Source organism: Streptosporangium sp. NPDC051022 (genome assembly GCF_040683035.1).
Taxonomy (GTDB): Bacteria; Actinomycetota; Actinomycetes; order Streptosporangiales; family Streptosporangiaceae; genus Streptosporangium.
The window spans coordinates 22735-39452 of the sequence record NZ_JBFBCF010000056.1 but is presented as its reverse complement, the minus strand read 5'-3'; the positions used below and the strand labels follow the sequence as shown (position 1 = coordinate 39452).

Below are 16718 nucleotides of genomic sequence, written 5' to 3'. Positions count from 1 at the left end.
GCACCGCGATCTTCTGTCCTGTACCGTCCACGTACTCGCCCCTCTCCTGACTGGCCACCCAATGATGACGCCGCACCCAGGACTGAAGGAATGCCGCATCAACGGCCATACCGGGATATAAGTGTTGATTGGTGGCGATTTGCGGGTTTCTCCTTTCGATTGAAAGGGGCCCGTTCGGGCGCCCCGAACCGGGGGAGGCGCCGCCCGCCGCATGCCCGCCGCATGCCCGCCGTATGCCCGCCGCGCCGCCCGCCACACGGGGACGGCGTGGCCGTCGTGATAATCTGATGGCTTGCACGCAGACGATGATCTAATCGAGGCGCAGCCGCAGAACCTGCTGATGGCCATCTTCGGTGCCTACCTTCAGCCGCACACGGCCCCGGTGTGGTCGGGGGGACTGGTCACGGCGCTCGGCTACTTCGGTGTGGCCCCCACAGCGGCCCGCGTGGCGCTCGCCCGGCTTGTCCAGCGTGGCCTCGCCGAGCGGCATCGGGAGGGGCGGTTCGTCAACTACACCCTGAGCGAGCGCTGCCTGCACCTGCTCGATGACAGTGAGAAGCGGATCTCCAAGCTGGGGGAGCGCTCCGACCCCACCGTCACCTGGACCCTGGTCTGGCACACCCTGCCGGACAGCAGGAAGGTCGAGCGGTCCAACTTCGTCAAGCAGTTGCGGTTCCACGGATTCGGGCAGATGCAGGACGGGATGTGGGCCTCGCCGCAGGACTACGTGGCCGAGGTGGCCGATCTCGTGGACACGCTCGGCATCGGCGACGCGGTCACGATCTTCCGGGCCGCGCCCTTCGGCGACGTCGCGTCGGGGCCGCTGCTCGGCCACCTGTGGGATCTGGACGAGGTGGCCGAGCGCTACCGCCGCTTCGTCGACAGGTATCGTGACCTGACCCGGCCGCGGGAGATGTCGCCGCGGCAGGCCTTCGTCACCTGCACCGTGATGCTGGAGGCGTTCCGGGCGTTCGCGAACATCGATCCCGAGCTCCCCGAGCTGTGGTCCCGGCACGCCGGGGCCCGCAAGGAGGCCATCGTGGTCTTCCGTGAGGCGCTGGGCTGGCTCAAGGAGCCGGCCACCGCCCATTTTCAGGAGCTCATGCGGGCCTGAGTCCTTCGGGGCTCACGCGGGCCTGGGCGAGGCGAGCTGATGATAACCGCTGTCGAAGAACAGCAGCGGGGTGTCCTGGACGTGATGGGTCCGCACCACCTCGCCGATGACGATCACGTGGTCGCCCTTCCGCTGCGTCGACTCGACGTTGCAGATCATGCCGGCCAGGGCGTCGCGGATCACCGGCAGGCCGTCCACGAACTCGAGCGCCGGATCGTCGGCGGCCGGCTGTGACCCGGCGAAACGTCGGGAGTGCTCCTCCTGCTGTGCGGTGAGCACCGAGACGCTGAAGCGGCCGTTGCGTTCGACGGCCGCGCAGGTACGGGACCCGATCTTGAAGCAGACCAGGATCAACGGCGGTTCCAGCGACACCGAGGTCAGCGAGTTCACCGCGGCGGCGAAGGGTGTCCCCTCCTCCGTCGTGGCCACGATCGTGACACCGGTGGCGAAGCGGCGCATCACCTGGCGCAGCAGAACCGGGTCGACGGGGTCGGTGTGAGTCCGAGCGGGTTGAGTGCTCATCCACGGTTCCCTTCCGGGTCGGCACCACGAGCCGACCAACAGTTTACAAAGCAGTCTTGTCCGCTGTCTACCAATGAGATTACGCTTGGCCGCATGTCATCGAGCCGTGCTTTCCTGCTGCGTCAACTGCTCACCACGTTCTACCGGCCGGCCGGGCACCGGCTGGGCATCCTGGTGCCGGGCGACTGTCCCGGCGGCGACGCCGCGATCGTGGCGGACGTCCTCACCGCGCACGGGCACTCGCCCGAACGACGGCTCGCCCGGCTGCGTCCCCGCCCCGGCGAGACCGGTGTGCCGCCGGCCGAGGTCGCGGACTTCCTGCGCCGGTACGGTCACGAGTACGGCGCGGCCTGGCTGCCCGCGGTGGATCCGGCGACCGGCGCGGACGCGGACGTCGAGCTGGTCACCGCGGCGGCCCGGGAAGCGGGCTGTCCGATCGGCTGGGACCTGGGGGTGACCGGGGAGGACCCCGAGCCGTGGCTGCGCGGCTGGGGGGTGGATTTCGCGCTCTGGTCCGTGCCCGGCGGCGACGGCGCGCGGCACTACACGCGTGAGCCGTACCCGCGGCCCGGCAGCTGACCTCACCGCCGGCCGGTGGAACGCCGGCCGGCGGGCGGTGCGGCCCCGCGACGCGGTCCCCCCCCCCGACACGGCTCTCTGCGGCGCGGCCATCTGCGACACGGCTCTCTGCGGCGCGGGCCGTTACGGCGCGGGCCGCTCGCGCAGCCGCGGCAGCACCTTCTCGCCGAGGATCCGCATCGCGTGCCGCTGGTCGGGCCCGAGCGGCGGCCCGAAGGAGATGTGCCGGGCACCGGCGGCCAGCAGCTCCGCGCACTGGTCGAGCACGTCGTGGGCGCCGCCCACGATGCCCAGGCCGAGCATCGACGACGACGTGAGCACGGCCGTCGTCGCGTCGTCGATCCGGCCCTCGTCGACCAGCGCCTGGGTCCTGGCGAACTCCTCGGGGTCGAAGCCCTGTGCGGCGAGCGTGTCGGTGGAGAGCGAACCGCTGTAACGGGCGATGAAGCGGGCCAGCGCGCGGCGCGCGGAGTCGCGGTCGTCGTCGATCGAGCACCAGACGCAGGCGGCGACGTCGAGGTCGCCGACGGTACGGCCGGCCGCCTCGGCGCCGTGCCCGATCCGCGCCATGGCGTCGTGCACCTGCCGCGGCGGCAGGCACAGCGGGAGCGCCCCGTCGGCGTGCCGGCCGGCCAGTTCGAGCATCTTGGGACCCATGGCGCCCAGGTAGACGGGCACCGGCCGGGGCGCCTCGATCCCGGCCTGCTCGTCCCACCCCTCGCCCGCCCCCGGCAGACCCGCGGGGCTGCGCCCCTCGGTGAGGGCGCGGACGGCCACGATCGCGGCACGGGTACGCGGCACGGGCCTGGCCGGTGTGATGCCCGCCCGGCGGAAGAAGACGTCCGACCCCGCGCCGAGACCGAGCAGGAACCGGTCGCCGGAGAGCTCCTGGAAACCGGAGGCCAGCTGGGCGAGCTGGACGGGATGGATGGACACCGGGTCGAGCACGCCCGAGCCGACCTTGATCCGGCTGGTGGCCGTCATCATCGCGGCGAGGCTCGCGATGCCCGGCCCGCCGAACAGGTCGTTTCCGGTCCACACCTGGTCGAAGCCCATGGCCTCGGCGTAGCGGGCCTTCTCGACGAGCCCGCCGATGCCGTGCGCGTCGTAACCGACCCGCACGCTGAAAACGGGGGCACCGGTCTCAGACATCGTCGTGGACCTCCTCCAGGCACATGATCAGGTTCTCCGGGGGGTCGGGGCAGGCGACGAGCGGGCGCGAGGCCAGCCAGGCCTCGGCGTCCGGCCCGTCGAGCCGCCCGTTGATCATCGGCGCGACCGCGGCGATCGCGTAGAAGCAGAAGTGCCTGCCTGGCGGCAGTGACACTCCGCGCGGGCCGACCTCGAAGTAGTCGCCGACGCGCAGCTCGCACGCCGAGTAGTTCATGGAGGTGACGGTGCAGCGCACCGTACGGCCCGCGCTCACCGCGCGGCCCCGCTGGTCCCGCTGGTCCCGCCGGCCCCGTCGGTCCCGCCGGTCTTGGCGGCTCCGGTGGCCTCGGCGCGGTCGACGCGCTCCAGCCGCATCAGCACGGCGTCGGCCGGATCCGGGCAGCAGATGTACGGCTTGCGCTCCAGCCAGTGATCGGCGGGCAGTTCGGAGAGCCGGGCGTCCAGCACCGGGAAGACCGCCGCCATCGCGTACAGGCAGAACGGTCTGCCCTCCGGCAGGGTCAGCGAGGGCCCCTCCACCTCGAAGCTGTCTCCGACGGCCAGGCCGCACCGCGGCGCGGCGGCACGCTCGACCACCACCCGCACCCGGGGGGCGGTCACGAGGCGCCGCGCAACGCGGAGTCGAACAGCGTCGCCTCGGCGCCCGGATCGGCCAGCACGGTGTCGGCCAGCGAGCTCCAGTGCAGGCGCTTGGAGCCGACGTGGGCGAGCGCGCCCCACGCGTCGCGCAGCACGATCTGCATGGGGTCGGTGTCGAAGAGGTAGCGCGAGCCGTACAGGTCCAGGCACAGGTCCAGGACGCGGCGCAGCGTCTCGGCGGCCATCGTGTTGGTCGCGGTGAGCCGCTGCTCCTCGGTCGGCGTGAGCACCCTGCCCGGCGTGAAGACGATCTCGTCCGTCCGCTTGGCGATGTCGGCGACACCGGTCACCAGCAGGTCGACCTCGGCGCACGCCTGGCCGAGTGTGCGCTTGGTCGCGGCGTCGGCGGGGAAACCGGCCCCCACCCGGCCGCGCACCGCGGCCAGGGCGAGGTCGAGCGCGTGCTGCGCGACACCGATGCACACCCCGGTCAGGCCGAAGAAGGCCAGTGTGACGTGCTTGTTGAGCGGGTCGGCCGCCGGGTTGGCCGGCGCCTCCCGGTCGAAGGAGCGGCGGGCCGGGACGAACACCGGATCGGTGATCGAGTAGGACGAGCTGCCCGAGCCGCGCACCCCGAGCGTCTGCCAGTTGTGGGCGTGCCGTACCGCCTCGCGGGGCAGCCAGAGGCCGAGGGTCAGCTGCCGGCCGTTGGGGCCGATCACCGGCTCGTCGCCGTCGAAGACCAGGCAGCCCCCGACGATGTGCTCGGCGACGTAGCTGCCGCTGCCCCAGTCCCATCGGCCGGTGACCAGGTAACCTCCGTCGGTCACCTGGGCCCGCCCCTTGGGGTGGAAGGATCCGCTGGTCGGCATGTCGCGGGTCGGATACAGCTCGTGGTAGGCGTCGTCGCCCAGCCGCCCGGCGTAGAAGCCGGTCGCGTTGAGGACCGCGACGTTCCACGCGGAGCCGGCGTCGACCCTGGCCACCTTGGTCACCACGGCCAGCTGGTCGGCGAGCGTCATCTCCAGGCCGCCCAGGCGCGCGGGGAAGCCCATCTGGAACAGACCCGCCTCACGGAACACGCGTGCCAGCCGCTCGCTCAGCCGTCCCTGGGCGTCGCCGGCGGCGGCCTCCTCCGCCACGATCTCCAGTACCGCGTCCGCGTTCGCCAGCACCGCCCGGGCGGACTCCGGGGGGCGGATCGCCGTACCGTAGGCGAGTTCGTTGGTCGTGGTCATGGTCCTCCTGTCGAATCATTGGTCGCCGGTGGAAGCCGGCGGGTTCAGCGCAGCACGGAGGCGAGGAACGCCCTGCTGCGCTCGTGGCTCGGATTGCGGAGTACCTCGTCCGGCGGGCCCTGCTCGACGACCCGGCCGCCGTCCATGAAGACCACGCGGCCGGCGACCTCGCGGGCGAAGCCCATCTCGTGGGTCACGACGATCATCGTCATGCCCGTTTTGGCGAGGTCGCGCATCACGTTGAGCACCTCGCCGACGAGCTCTGGATCGAGCGCGCTGGTCGGTTCGTCGAACAGCATCACCTTCGGCCGCATCGCCAGTGCCCGCGCGATCGCCACGCGCTGCTGCTGGCCGCCGGACAGCTGCGAGGGGTACGACCCCGCCTTGTCGCCGAGCCCGACGCGGCCGAGGAGCTCCAGCGCGTGGGCGCGGGCGGCGGCCTTGTCCTCGCCGCGTACCCGTACCGGGGCGAAGGAGACGTTCTCCAGCGCGGTCATGTGGGGGAACAGGTTGAAGTGCTGGAACACCATGCCGATCTGGGTGCGCTGCCGGCAGGCCTCGCTCTCCCGCAGCTCGTGCAGCCTGCCGCGTTCCAGCCGGTAGCCGATCAGCGAGCCGTCGACGAGGATCCGGCCGCGGTCGATCTCCTCCAGGTTGTTGACGCAGCGCAGCAGCGTGCTCTTGCCGCAGCCGGAGGGCCCGATCAGGCACACCGTCTCCCCGATCCCGACCGCCAGGTCGATGTCGAACAGGATCTGCCGGTGGCCGTACGACTTGCTGACGCCCTCGATCGAGACCATGGGCTGTGCGGGGGAAGCGGTCATCGCTCGGCGATCCTCCGTTCGAGGAAGTACTGACCGATCGACAGCACCGTGATCACCGCGACGTACCAGGCGGCGGCCACCAGCAGCATCTCGATCGTGCGGTAGTTGGCGCCGGAGATCGACTGCGCCACGGTCAGCAGCTCGCCGCCGCCGATCACGGACACGACCGCGGTCACCTTCAGCAGGCTGATCAGCTCGTTGCCCATCGGAGGGATGATCACCCGCAGCGCCTGCGGCAGCACGATGTGGCGGGTGGTGCCCAGCGAGCCGAGCCCGAGCGCCTTGGCCGCGTCGCGCTGGCCGCGCCCGACCGCGAGCAGCCCGGCACGGACGATCTCCGCCATGTAGCCGGAGCCGGCGAGGGACAGTCCGAGGATCGACGCGACGAACGGGGTGAGCACCTCCGAGGCCGGGCGGCTGAACAGGTCCAGGTCGGTGAACGGGACGCCGATCGTGATCTGGTCGACGAACAGCCCGAGGTTGCCGACGAAGATCAGCAACAGGATCGGCGGGATGCTGCGGAAGAAGAGGATGTACGTGGCCGCGATCGAGGAGATCACGCGGCTCGGCGACATCCGCATCAGTGCCACGACCAGCGCGCCGGCCATCGAGCACACCATGCCGATGGCGGTCATCTCAAGGGTGTTCAGCAGGCCGTTGAGGATGTCGGGGTGGAAGAGGTAGTCGCCGAAGATCTGCCACTGGATGTTGGGGTTGGTGGCGAACCTCTGCGCGACGAGTACCACGACCGCCACCGCCACCACGGCGAGCGTGCCGCGGCCGTAGTGCCGTACCGGGACGACGTCCTGCCGGGACGGCGGGGGAGCGGGCGGGGCGGAGGGCTCGGACGTCTTCCTCGCTGTCGCGTTGTCTGCCATGCGGACCTCAGGATCCGCTCGGCGAGGAGGCGCCCTGCCCGGCCGGCAGACCGGTGACGGGGTTGACCTTGATCTCCTCGACCGTCAGGACCGCGTCGGCCGCGTCCCACTTCTGCATGATCTGCTGGTAGGCGCCGGAGCGGGAGAGGCTGGCCAGCGCGCCGGCGAGCGCGTTCGACAGGCCCGGCTGCGCCTTCGACATCGCGATGGAGACGTTGTCCTGACCCATGTACGGGTCGGTCTGCTCCGTGGGCAGCGTCACGCCGTCGAACGTGTTGCCGGACTGCTTGGCGATGGCCCGGATCGACGTCGCCGAGTCCATCCACCCGTCCAGCGCCCCGCTCTTGATCGCGACGATCGCGCCCTGCGCGCCCGGGTAGCCGACCGCGGTGATCGGGGCCTTGCCCTGGGAGACACAGAGCTTGTCGCTGTTGCCCTTGACCGTGGCCTCCTGCGTGGAGCCGGACGGCACGCCGATCTTCATCCCGCAGGCGTTGGCGAAGCTCTCCAGCCCGCGGGGGTTGCCGCCCTTGACGAGGATGGCCATCGGAGACTGGTAGAAGCCGACGAGGTCGACCACCTTCTCCCGGTCCTCGCCGCCGCCCACCTGGCCGAACAGCGCGTCGACGTTGCCGCTCTGCAGGCCGGGCAGCTGCGCGGGCCACTGCAGGTTCTTCCACACCGGCTTGACGCCGAGCACGTCGCCCAGCGCCACCGCGAGATCGGGGGTGATCCCGACCGGCTTCGAGGTGTCCTTCGGGTCGATTCCGATGATCGGCGGCGTCTCCCAGAGCGCGCCGAAAACGATCTGCTTGCTCTGCTTGATCCGATCCGGCAGCTGGTCGTGCAATGACTGGTCGAAGGCGGTCGACGGTGAGGCCTGGGCCTGCCGCTCGTCGGAGCCGCCGGAGGCACCGGAGCCGCCGGAGGCGGACCCCGAGCATCCGGTGGCCGCCAGCACGACCGTCAACGCACACGTCACCAGGGCTCCTGCCGTACTGCGGTCCGCGACTCTCGTCGTCTTCGTCACCGGCACAGCTGCTCCTTCCCGAAGGCGCTCTCGGCGGGGGGAGCCGAGGTTCCGCACTTTACATAGGAGCCAGCTGGGGTGACAAGTGTCTGGAGGCGCCTTATGCAGACGTGCTGAAAATGAGATTTAAGGCACGAAGAAAATGCGCTGAGCAGGGCGTACGGCCGACCGGGCCCGGGCGTGCGAGAGCGCCTTCCGCCCGGACGCGGCACGCTCCCGCACCGTCCGAAGGCCCGGAGCGGACGGCCGTCGGCGCGGCGTCCGGTGGTGAGGACGGCCGAGGGGGTACTGTTCCCCGCCGTGACCACTCCCTCCCATCCCTCCCATCTCCATGACACCCGGACGTTCTACGACGCCATCGCCGTCGAGTACGCCGAACTCTTCAAAAACGTGCTCGAGGCCAAGCCGGTGGACCGTGCGACGCTCGCCGCGTTCGCCGAGCTCGTGCGGACCGCCGGGGCCGGGCCGGTCGCCGATCTCGGATCCGGCCCCGGCCTCGTGACGGCGTACCTGCACTCCCTCGGGCTGGACGTCTTCGGTGTCGACCTGTCGCCGGCGATGGTCGGGCTGGCCCGGCGGACGTACCCGGACCTGAGGTTCGAGGAGGGGGCGATGACCGCCCTGGAGGTGGCGGACGGCTCCCTCGGCGGCGTCGTCGCCTGGTACTCCATCATTCACACCCCGTCGGAGCTGCTGCCCGCGCTGTTCGCCGAGTTCCACCGGCTGCTGGCCCCGGGCGGTCACCTGCTGCTCGGCTTCCAGGTCGGTGACGAGCCCCTGCACCTGGCGGAGCCGTTCGGCCACCCGGTGTCGCTGGACTTCCGGCGGCTGTCGCCCGACCGGATCGCCGAGCTGCTGGGCCGGGCCGGATTCACCCTGGAGGCCCGGGTGCTGCGCGCGCCCGACGAGAGGGAGAAGGTCCCGCAGGCCCACCTCCTGGCCCGCAAGCCGGGCGGTCCCGGCGAGCCGTAGCAGCGGCCGGAGACCGGTCGGCCGGGCGGGGCCGTCACGCCTCCTGACGCCGGGTTGCCCGGCGGTCCGGAGGCCCTCGCCTGGTCCGAGGTGCAGTCCGGAGGCCCCCGCCGTCCTCGCCTGGTCCGAGGTGTGGTCCGGAAGCCCCGGCCGTCCTCGCCTAGTCCGAGGTGGAGACCAGCAGGCTCAGCACGTCTCCGCGCGGGCCGATCGCGCCGACCGCGATCATGCCCTGCATCCAATCCTGTGGCCGCCCGCTGAGGACGAACGTCATCCACCGCCAGCGGGCGGCGAGCCTGCCGATCCGGTACACGGACGCTCCGCCGGGGGCCCGGACGAGACCGGCGACCGACCGCCACGTCTGCAGCCTGCCGTATCCGGCGCGGAGCCCCCGGACACGGCTGACGTCGCAGTAGGCGTTGCCGAACAGCTCGCCGACGACCCCCTCCAGGCGGGCCGGATGGCCCCTGAGCCTGATACGGCCGCCGTACCGGTCCGGCAGCGACACGTCCACCCCCGGCGGCACCGGCTCCTCGCGCCCGAAGCGCCGGGGCAGCTCGATGATCATCGCCGCGTGCGGCCGGCCCCAGCGCTCCACCGCGGCGGCGATGAGCCGCTCCTGTCCGGGAGTGCTCACCCGCCTGGGCGCGCCGTGCCCGAACCCCCCGTGCGAAAACCGTGAATCCCGCCCCGGTGGGGAGCCCGGCAGGGAGCCTGATAGGGAGAACGTCATGCCCTTTTCGAGACCTGTCTCCTCCGAGCCGTAGTCGTAGTGCGGGGGGCGGGGAGGCTCCCAGTTGTCGGACCAGGTGCGGGGCGGGAGCAGTTCCCGCTCTCCCCGGACGGGCCTCAGCGGCAGCCTGGCCAGGGGATGGCCCAGCTTCCGCAGAGCGGCCGCGCACCGCAGAGCCGCGGGCAGCAGGGTCAGGTCGGCGCCGTGCGCCACCAGCTCCTGCGCCAGGCAGGCGATCAGCTCCGCCCACATGTCCGGCCTGTCGGGCACCCGCTCGAAGAACGGCAGCAGGCCCAGCACCGGCTCCCATTGTTCGATCGGCAGCCGGTCCAGCAGCGGTTCCCACTCGTCGAACAGCGGGTCCCACCGTTCGAACGGCCGCTCCCGGGCGGCCAGCAACGCGGCCAGATCGCGGATCCGATGGACCTGACCACCGGCGGCGTACCGGTCGCGTATCAGCACGGCCAGTGGCTCGACGTCGCGCACGGCGCGGGACAGCGCCAGCTTGCGCAGCCCCCGCCGGAAGTCGCCCGACACCATGAAGTCTCCAGCAGCCGTGGTCATCCCCCATGGATAGACCGGCGTGCTTGGGGTTCGGTTGCGGGCGGGTGGTGGGCCGCGCGCCGGGCAGGGCGGCGCGCGGCTCCCCGGCAGGGGTGCCCGGCCGCCCGGCGGACCGTCACGCCCCCCTGACCCGGCCCTCCCGATACTCCGCGCTCAGTGGTCGATGACGTGGAGGGTCTGGGAACTCGTGCTGAGCCGCCGGGCGCCCTGGGGGGCGCAGACCACGACGTCGGCCACCCGGGCGCCGAACAGGTCGGGCAGGTAGATCGCCGGTTCGAGGCACACCGTCGTACCGACGGCCAGCACGGTCTCGTCGCCGGGGACGAGCCAGGGGCCCTCGTCCTGGCCGAGGCCGACACCGCGCCCCGGGCGCGGTCCGGTGTAGTTGCCGTAACCGCTGCCCTCGATCACCTCCCGCGCGATCCTGCCGACCTCGGCCGAGGTCACGCCGGGCCGCAGCGCGTCGGCGGCGGCGCGCTGCGCGGCGAGGACGACCGAGTACATCGCCTCGAAGTCCTCCGGAGGCTCGGCGACCGCGAACACGCGGGCCACCTCCGCGCAGTGGCCGCCCCACCTCCCGCAGACCGAGACCAGCAGCGCGTCGCCCGGGTTGATCATGCGGTCGCACGGCACGTGCCGCGCGACCGCGCTGTGCTCGCCGGCCGCGACGACGACCGACAGCACCTCCTCGCAGCCCGTCTCGACCATCATGGCCGACAGCCTCCGCGCCATCGCGCGCTCCGTGGTCCCGAACCACGCCAGCTCGCGGGCCATGAGCAGGACGGCGTCCGCCGCGGCGGCCGCGCGCTCCGTCGCCGCCACCTCATCGGGACTCCTGCGCAGCCTGAGCGGGGCCAGCACGGCCGACGCCAGCACCAGCTCGGCCTCCACCCGCAGCGAGAACAGCTCCCACGCCCGCATCTCGGAGTCCACGCCGACCCGGCGCACCGAGGAGGGCAGGAGCGCCGCCGCCTCCAGCGGCTCCGCCACGAGGGCGGGCGGCCCGTCATTGGTCAGGACGAGATATCCCTCGCCCTGCCCGCCCAGATAACGGAAATCGGGGGAGGGGCGCAGCACCAGGGCGTCGATCCCCTCCGCGGCCATCCTGAGCCGCACCTCGTCGATCATGCGGCGGTCACGCGGGTTCGTGCAGCCAGCACGCGACCGGACCGAAAGCGGGCTCGCGTTCCCGGCACACGTCCATCGCCACCGGGCAGCGCGGATGGAAGCGGCAGCCCGGCGGAGGGGCGGCCGGGTCCGGCACGTCCCCGGGCAACTCGGCGGGGAGCACGCCCGCGCCGTCGGGGGCGGGGATGGCGCCCAGCAGGGCGCGGGTGTACGGGTGGCGGGGATCGGTCCAGACCTCCTCGGTACGGCCGATCTCCACGATCTTCCCGAGATACATCACCGCGATCCGGTCGGCGATCAGCCGCACCACCGACAGGTCGTGGCTGATGAACAGCAGGCCCGCCCCCGAGGAGACGGCCAGGTCCCGCATCAGCCTGGCCACCTGTGCCTGGGCCGAGGCGTCGAGGGCGGAGATCGGCTCGTCGCCGATCAGCAGGGACGGGCGGGCGGCGAGCGCCCTGGCGATCGCGATCCGCTGGCGCTGGCCGCCGGAGAACTCGTGCGGGTGCCGTCCGGCGAAGTCGCGGGGCAGCCCGACCCGCTCCAGCAGGTCGGCGGGGGCGGTCACGGTGTCGCCCGCGGTGCGCAGCCCGTCGGCGATCTGCGCCCCCACCCGGCGGCGCGGGTTCAGCGACGAGTAGGGGTCCTGGAAGACCATCTGGATTCCGGACAGCGCCCGGTCCCTGCGGCGCAGCCCGAGCGGAGTCACCGGGTGCCCGTCGAAGGTGATCGCCCCCGAGGCGACGGGGTTGAGCCCGCACACCGCGCGGGCCAGCGTCGACTTGCCGCACCCGGACTCCCCGACGAGGCCGACGACCTCGCCGGCCGCGACGGTCAGGCTGGCTCCGGCCACGGCCCGGACCACGGGGCGGCCGGGGGTGCGGTGCTCGACGACCAGGTCGTCGACGTTCAGCAGCGTCGTGCGCTCGGTCGTGCGCTCCGCCGTACGCTCTGTCATGCGGTCTCCCCGGGCAGCGAGTCCAGCAGGGCTTGGGTGTAGGGATGCAGGGGGTTGCGCAGCACCTGGCCGCGCGGGCCCGTCTCGACGACCAGGCCGTCCTTCATCACGCTCACCTCGTCGGCGACCGCCGACATCACGCCGAGGTCGTGGGTGACGAGCAGTACGGCCAGTCCCAGGTCGTCGCAGAGGCCGCGCAGCAGCCGCAGCACCCCGGCCTGGACGGTCACGTCGAGGGCGGTCGTGGGCTCGTCGGCGATGAGCACCTTGGGGGAACAGGCCAGTGCGATCGCGATCGCGATGCGCTGGCGCATGCCCCCGGAGAACTGGTGGGGATAGCGGTCGATCGCCGACTCGGGGCCGGGGATGCGTACCTGGCCCAGCAGCTCGACGGCCCTGGCCCTGGCCTGTTTGCGGTCCAGGCCCAGGTGGTGGCGCATGTGCTCGGTGAGCTGGCGGCCCACGGACAGCATCGGGTGCATGCTGGTCGCCGGATCCTGGAAGACCATGGCGACCTCGCCGCCGCGCACCGTGTTGAGCTCCTTGGCGGACATGCCCAGCAGATCGCGGTCCCCGAGGGCGATCCGTCCCGAGGTACGGGCCCCGTGCGGGAGGAGTCCGAGCACGGCCAGGCCGGTCATCGTCTTGCCCGAGCCGCTCTCGCCCGCCAGGCCGTGCACGCGGCCCTCCCGCAGGTCGAGGTCGACGCCCCGCAGGATCTCCTTGCCGCCGATGGTGACCTTCAGGTCGGAGATGGTGAGGGTCAAAGCGCACGCTCCTTGATGGCGCGGGCCGTGCGGGGGTCGAGGGCGTCACGCAGCGTGTCGCCGAGGAAGTTGAAGGCCAGGACGACGGTCAGGATGGCGAGGCCGGGGAAGGCCGCCACCCACCAGCTGTCGAAGACCTCGACGCCCGAGGCGACCATGGCGCCCCACTCGGGTGACGGCGGCTTGGCGCCGAGCCCGAGGAAGGACAGACCGGACAGCAGCAGCAGCGCGGTGCCGATGTCGAGGGTGGCGAGCACCAGGATCGGGCCGGTGATGTTCGGCAGCACGTCGACGCGGAGCGAACGCCAGACGGAGAACCCGAGCAGCCGCCCGCTGATCACGAACTCGCGCTCGCGCACGCCCAGCACCAGGCCGCGGGTGACGCGGGCGTAGGCGGGCCAGGCGACGACGAGGACGGCGAGGACGGCGTTGGCGAGGCTCGGGCCGAGCGCGGCGGCGACGACCATGGCCAGGATCACGGTGGGGAAGGCGAAGACGAGGTCGGCGAACCGCATGATCGTCTCATCAACCCATTTACCGAAATATCCGGCGCAGGCGCCGAGCAGGCCGCCGACCAGCACCGAGAGCGTGACCAGCAGCAGCGTCAGCGGGATCGACAGGCGCGCGCCGTACATGACCCTGCTCAGGATGTCCCGGCCCAGCTGGTCGGTGCCGAACCAGTGCCCCGGACCGGGGGCGGCCAGCCGCGGCAGGTCCTGGGCCAGCGGGTCGTGCGGCGCCAGCACCGGGGCGGCCACCGCGATCACGATCCAGGCGAGCGCCACCACCCCGCCGACGATCGCCAGCGGCTGCCGCCAGGCTTGGGGGAGTTTCAAGAGAGTCTCACTCTGGGGTCGATGACGCCGTACAGCACGTCGACGATCAGGTTGATGACGAGGTAGACCCCGCCCACGACCAGGCCGACGCCCATCACGGCGGGCAGGTCGAGGCTGGTCGCGCTCTTGTAGGCGTACTGTCCGACGCCCGGCCAGGCGAAGATCGCCTCGACGAGCACGGTGCCGGACAGCAGGCTGCCGAAGGCGAGGCCCGCGACCGTGATGATCGGCACCAGAGCCGAGCGCAGCACGTAGCGGAACAGGATCACCCTGCCGGGCAGGCCCTTGGCGCGCGCGGCGCGCACGTAGTCCTGGCCCAGCACCTCCAGCACCGCCGACCTGGTGAACCGGGTGAGCAGGCCGATCGTGTAGAGGGCCAGCACCAGCGCGGGAGTGGCCAGGTGAGCGATCGCGGAGGAGAACACGTCCCACTGCCCGGCCAGCGCGGCGTCGACCGTGTACAGGCCCGTCACGCGGGGCGGCGGGCTCATGCCCGGGTCGATGCGGCCGCTGCCCGGGGTGATCTGCAGCCGGTAGAAGAAGATGTAGAAGGTCGTCAGCGCCAGCCAGAACGTCGGCACGGAGATGCCGATCAGGCTGAGGATGCGCAGCGCGTGGTCGGAGAGCCGGTCGCGGCGCAGCGCCGAGATCACGCCGAAGGCCACGCCCGCGACGAGGGAGATCAGGATCGCGGTGCCCGCCAGCTCCAGCGTGGCCGGAACGGACTCCGCCAGGTCGTCGAGCACCGGGCGGTGACTCTGCTGGCTCGTTCCCAGGTCGCCCTGGAGCACGCCCCCCAGGTGCAGCAGGTACTGCTGCGGGAGCGGCTTGTCCAGGCCGTGCTCGGCCCGCCACTGCGCGACGATCGCCGGGTCGCCGAGGGCCCGCTGGCCGAGGTTGGCCGCGACGGGGTCGCCGGGGACCAGGTTGGTCAGCACGAACGTGACCAGCGTGATGCCCAGCGCCAGCAGCAGCGAGGTGAGCACCCTGCGTACCAGGAAGCGCACCAGCGGGCTCCGGCCGCCGGTACGGCCCGCGCGAGGCGGGGCCGTACCGGCGGTGCTCTCCGGGGCCGGGGCCGTCCCGGTGCCCTTGGGCCCCTGGACGGCCTTCCCGGGCTCGCCCGCCTCGGGATCCCTACTTGGCACCGAGGTCGGCGACATCGATGGTCCAGACCGGGTGGAACGCCAGGCCGGTGACGGACGCGGCCGTCACGATGTTCTGGCTCGGCTGGATGAGCGGGATGAACGGGCTGTCGGTGTTCAGCTTCGTCTGGACGTCGACGTAGGCCTGCTTGCGCGCGTCGTCGCCGATCGCCGCGGCGGCCTTGTCACCGGCGGCCTCCAGTTCCTTGTCCCCGCCCGCCTTCCAGCCGGCCCGCAGACCAACGGTCTTGCCCGGCAGGAACACCAGGTAGTCGCTGGGGTCGGGGTAGTCCGGACCCCACCACCACAGGCCCAGCTCCTCCTTGCCGTTGCGGTAGTTGTCCAGCGCGGTGGTGACCGGTGCGGGGGACAGATCCACGGTGATGCCGACCTCCTTGAGGTTGGCCTGGATCCGCTCGGCCATCCCCTGCAGGGACAGGCCGTTGAGGGTCAGCTCGCTGGGGTACTCCAGCTTGACCTTCGGGTCGGTCACGCCGCTCTCCTTGAGGGCGGCCTTGGCGCCCTCGACGTCGCGCTTGGCGGCCTGCTCGGCGGGGAGCGCGCCCAGGATCATCGAGGGGATAACACCCGGAGCCTGCACCGAGCCCTGACCGGCCAGCTCCAGCAGGCCCGTGTAGTCGATGCCCTTGCGGAGGGCCTCGGCGAACTTGGGGTTGGAGGTGACCTTGCTGATCGCGGAGTCGCGGTTGGCGAACAGGAAGACCACGTTCGCCGACGGCGTCTTGGAGACCTGCAGGTTCCCCGGAAGCCCGTTGACCTGGTCGCCGGACAGGTCCAGCGCGACCTGGCTGTCGCCGCGCGAGACGTTGAGCTTCTGCGTCGCGGACTCGACGTTGCGGATGACGACCTTGTCGTAGACCGGCTTGTTCGGGCCCCAGTACTTGACGTTGGCCTTGAGCACGACCTGGCTACTGATGTTCACCGACTCGATGGTGTACGGGCCGGAACCCAGCGAGGTGGAGTTCAGGTACTGCTCGGCCTTGTCGCCGGAGTCCGTGGTCGCGCCGTGCTCCTTGGCGACCTTGGAGTTCAGGATGCCCAGCGCGGGGTTGGGCAGGATGTACGGCAGCGCCGGGTTGGGGTTCTCCGACGTCAGGGTGATCGTCGTGTCGTCGGTCTTGGCGACCTTCACCCCGTCGAGCAGGAAGGACGGCGTGCCCTTCATGTCGCGCACGCGGTCGAGCGAGAAGACGACGTCGTCGGCGGTGACGGGGGAGCCGTCGGCGAACGTGGCGCCCTGGCGGAGCTTGAGGGTCAGCGTCTTGCCGTCCGACGACAGCTCGAACGACTCGGCGAGCGAGGGCACCGGCTTGGTGACGTCGGAGCCCTCGAACGTGAGCAGCGTGTCGTAGGCGGCCTTGCCCACGATCAGGCCGGTCGGCTCGTAGGTGCGTCCCGGGTCGGCCGTCTTGAGGTTGAAGGACGTGTCGACCACGAGGGTTTTGGCGGCGGTGCCGCCCCCCTGTGCCGCCGGGGTGGACGAGCCGCCGCTGGAGCAGGCTGCGAGGGCGAGGGCGCCGGTGAGCAGCACCGGCAGCAGTGCTGCCTTCGCCCTGGGGCGCCGGGAACGGATCGCCATTTTTGTGTCCTCCGAAAATGGAGCCGTGTGGACGTTTGGTCGTCGATCGTCCAGGATTTTCAGGCAGAATGTCCAGTT

The 16718-nt window shown here is 71.6% G+C and carries 18 protein-coding genes; 3 read left to right on the top strand and 15 right to left on the bottom strand.

Annotated elements, in window-relative coordinates:
* The first annotated feature begins 292 nt into the window (after positions 1–292).
* The gene (locus tag AB0N02_RS45715; RefSeq protein ID WP_363961152.1) at positions 293–1114 is read left to right on the top strand and encodes a PaaX family transcriptional regulator C-terminal domain-containing protein; all 822 of its coding nucleotides are present in this window, start codon (positions 293–295) and stop codon (positions 1112–1114) included.
* A 12-nt stretch (positions 1115–1126) separates the two neighbouring features.
* On the opposite strand, the gene AB0N02_RS45710 is transcribed toward AB0N02_RS45715, so the two are convergent.
* Positions 1127–1636: a flavin reductase family protein gene (locus AB0N02_RS45710; protein ID WP_363961150.1), complete on the bottom strand. Its 510-nt coding sequence runs from the start codon at positions 1634–1636 to the stop codon at positions 1127–1129.
* A 93-nt stretch (positions 1637–1729) separates the two neighbouring features.
* Here AB0N02_RS45710 and AB0N02_RS45705 point away from each other — a divergent pair, with 93 nt between their 5' ends.
* Entirely contained in the window at positions 1730–2215 is a 486-nt protein-coding gene (locus tag AB0N02_RS45705; protein ID WP_363961148.1) for a hypothetical protein, read from the top strand.
* A 123-nt stretch (positions 2216–2338) separates the two neighbouring features.
* On the opposite strand, the gene AB0N02_RS45700 is transcribed toward AB0N02_RS45705, so the two are convergent.
* The 7 genes from AB0N02_RS45700 to AB0N02_RS45670 are packed head-to-tail and all read right to left on the bottom strand — an operon-like array spanning position 2339 to position 7937.
* A complete protein-coding gene (locus tag AB0N02_RS45700) occupies positions 2339–3367 on the bottom strand; it encodes an LLM class flavin-dependent oxidoreductase (protein ID WP_363961146.1) in 1029 nt (342 codons plus the stop codon).
* A complete protein-coding gene (locus AB0N02_RS45695) occupies positions 3360–3623 on the bottom strand; it encodes a TIGR04076 family protein (protein ID WP_363961154.1) in 264 nt (87 codons plus the stop codon). The genes AB0N02_RS45700 and AB0N02_RS45695 overlap by 8 nt, the downstream gene beginning before the upstream one ends.
* A 14-nt stretch (positions 3624–3637) precedes the next feature.
* Positions 3638–3988, bottom strand: coding sequence for a TIGR04076 family protein (locus AB0N02_RS45690; protein WP_363961144.1), 351 nt, complete (start codon positions 3986–3988; stop codon positions 3638–3640).
* Positions 3985–5205, bottom strand: a complete 1221-nt coding sequence (locus AB0N02_RS45685) for an acyl-CoA dehydrogenase family protein (RefSeq protein ID WP_363961142.1) — start codon at positions 5203–5205, stop codon at positions 3985–3987. The genes AB0N02_RS45690 and AB0N02_RS45685 overlap by 4 nt, the downstream gene beginning before the upstream one ends.
* A gap of 44 nt (positions 5206–5249) precedes the next feature.
* Positions 5250–6029 carry an amino acid ABC transporter ATP-binding protein gene (locus AB0N02_RS45680; RefSeq protein ID WP_363961140.1) on the bottom strand — a complete coding sequence of 260 codons (780 nt, stop codon included), beginning with the start codon at positions 6027–6029 and terminating at the stop codon, positions 5250–5252.
* Complete coding sequence (locus tag AB0N02_RS45675) at positions 6026–6907, bottom strand: amino acid ABC transporter permease (protein WP_363961138.1); 882 nt, start codon at positions 6905–6907, stop codon at positions 6026–6028. Before AB0N02_RS45675 ends, AB0N02_RS45680 begins: the two co-directional genes overlap by 4 nt.
* 7 nt (positions 6908–6914) lie before the next feature.
* Positions 6915–7937 carry a transporter substrate-binding domain-containing protein gene (locus tag AB0N02_RS45670; RefSeq protein ID WP_363961136.1) on the bottom strand — a complete coding sequence of 341 codons (1023 nt, stop codon included), beginning with the start codon at positions 7935–7937 and terminating at the stop codon, positions 6915–6917.
* A 300-nt stretch (positions 7938–8237) separates the two neighbouring features.
* On the opposite strand from AB0N02_RS45670, the gene AB0N02_RS45665 reads away from it, so the two are divergent.
* On the top strand, positions 8238–8909 hold the full coding sequence (locus AB0N02_RS45665) for a methyltransferase domain-containing protein (RefSeq protein ID WP_363961134.1): 672 nt from the start codon (positions 8238–8240) through the stop codon (positions 8907–8909).
* A 160-nt stretch (positions 8910–9069) separates the two neighbouring features.
* Here AB0N02_RS45665 and AB0N02_RS45660 read toward each other — a convergent pair whose 3' ends face one another.
* From AB0N02_RS45660 to AB0N02_RS45630, 7 genes are all read right to left on the bottom strand, one after another.
* On the bottom strand, positions 9070–10206 hold the full coding sequence (locus tag AB0N02_RS45660; RefSeq protein ID WP_363961132.1) for a DUF6183 family protein: 1137 nt from the start codon (positions 10204–10206) through the stop codon (positions 9070–9072).
* A 153-nt stretch (positions 10207–10359) separates the two neighbouring features.
* Positions 10360–11334 (bottom strand): M24 family metallopeptidase, encoded by a 975-nt coding sequence (locus tag AB0N02_RS45655; RefSeq protein ID WP_363961130.1) that lies wholly within the window; start codon positions 11332–11334, stop codon positions 10360–10362.
* A gap of 7 nt (positions 11335–11341) precedes the next feature.
* Positions 11342–12292, bottom strand: coding sequence for an ABC transporter ATP-binding protein (locus AB0N02_RS45650; protein ID WP_363961128.1), 951 nt, complete (start codon positions 12290–12292; stop codon positions 11342–11344).
* Positions 12289–13059, bottom strand: coding sequence for an ABC transporter ATP-binding protein (locus tag AB0N02_RS45645; protein ID WP_363961126.1), 771 nt, complete (start codon positions 13057–13059; stop codon positions 12289–12291). Before AB0N02_RS45645 ends, AB0N02_RS45650 begins: the two co-directional genes overlap by 4 nt.
* Positions 13056–13895, bottom strand: coding sequence for an ABC transporter permease (locus AB0N02_RS45640; protein WP_363961124.1), 840 nt, complete (start codon positions 13893–13895; stop codon positions 13056–13058). The genes AB0N02_RS45645 and AB0N02_RS45640 overlap by 4 nt, the downstream gene beginning before the upstream one ends.
* On the bottom strand, positions 13892–15043 hold the full coding sequence (locus AB0N02_RS45635) for an ABC transporter permease (protein WP_363961122.1): 1152 nt from the start codon (positions 15041–15043) through the stop codon (positions 13892–13894). The genes AB0N02_RS45640 and AB0N02_RS45635 overlap by 4 nt, the downstream gene beginning before the upstream one ends.
* Positions 15033–16640 (bottom strand): ABC transporter substrate-binding protein, encoded by a 1608-nt coding sequence (locus tag AB0N02_RS45630; RefSeq protein WP_363961120.1) that lies wholly within the window; start codon positions 16638–16640, stop codon positions 15033–15035. Before AB0N02_RS45630 ends, AB0N02_RS45635 begins: the two co-directional genes overlap by 11 nt.
* Positions 16641–16718 lie beyond the last annotated feature (78 nt).

What these genes read in the sequence shown, in the direction of transcription:
- AB0N02_RS45710 (WP_363961150.1), bottom strand. Translation starts at nt 1,636, where the DNA reads ATGAGCACTCAACCCGCTCGGACTCACACCGACCCCGTCGACCCGGTT.
- AB0N02_RS45705 (WP_363961148.1), top strand. Translation starts at nt 1,730, where the DNA reads ATGTCATCGAGCCGTGCTTTCCTGCTGCGTCAACTGCTCACCACGTTC.
- AB0N02_RS45700 (WP_363961146.1), bottom strand. Translation starts at nt 3,367, where the DNA reads ATGTCTGAGACCGGTGCCCCCGTTTTCAGCGTGCGGGTCGGTTACGAC.
- AB0N02_RS45685 (WP_363961142.1), bottom strand. Translation starts at nt 5,205, where the DNA reads ATGACCACGACCAACGAACTCGCCTACGGTACGGCGATCCGCCCCCCG.
- AB0N02_RS45680 (WP_363961140.1), bottom strand. Translation starts at nt 6,029, where the DNA reads ATGACCGCTTCCCCCGCACAGCCCATGGTCTCGATCGAGGGCGTCAGC.
- AB0N02_RS45675 (WP_363961138.1), bottom strand. Translation starts at nt 6,907, where the DNA reads ATGGCAGACAACGCGACAGCGAGGAAGACGTCCGAGCCCTCCGCCCCG.
- AB0N02_RS45660 (WP_363961132.1), bottom strand. Translation starts at nt 10,206, where the DNA reads ATGACCACGGCTGCTGGAGACTTCATGGTGTCGGGCGACTTCCGGCGG.
- AB0N02_RS45655 (WP_363961130.1), bottom strand. Translation starts at nt 11,334, where the DNA reads ATGATCGACGAGGTGCGGCTCAGGATGGCCGCGGAGGGGATCGACGCC.
- AB0N02_RS45650 (WP_363961128.1), bottom strand. Translation starts at nt 12,292, where the DNA reads ATGACAGAGCGTACGGCGGAGCGCACGACCGAGCGCACGACGCTGCTG.
- AB0N02_RS45630 (WP_363961120.1), bottom strand. Translation starts at nt 16,640, where the DNA reads ATGGCGATCCGTTCCCGGCGCCCCAGGGCGAAGGCAGCACTGCTGCCG.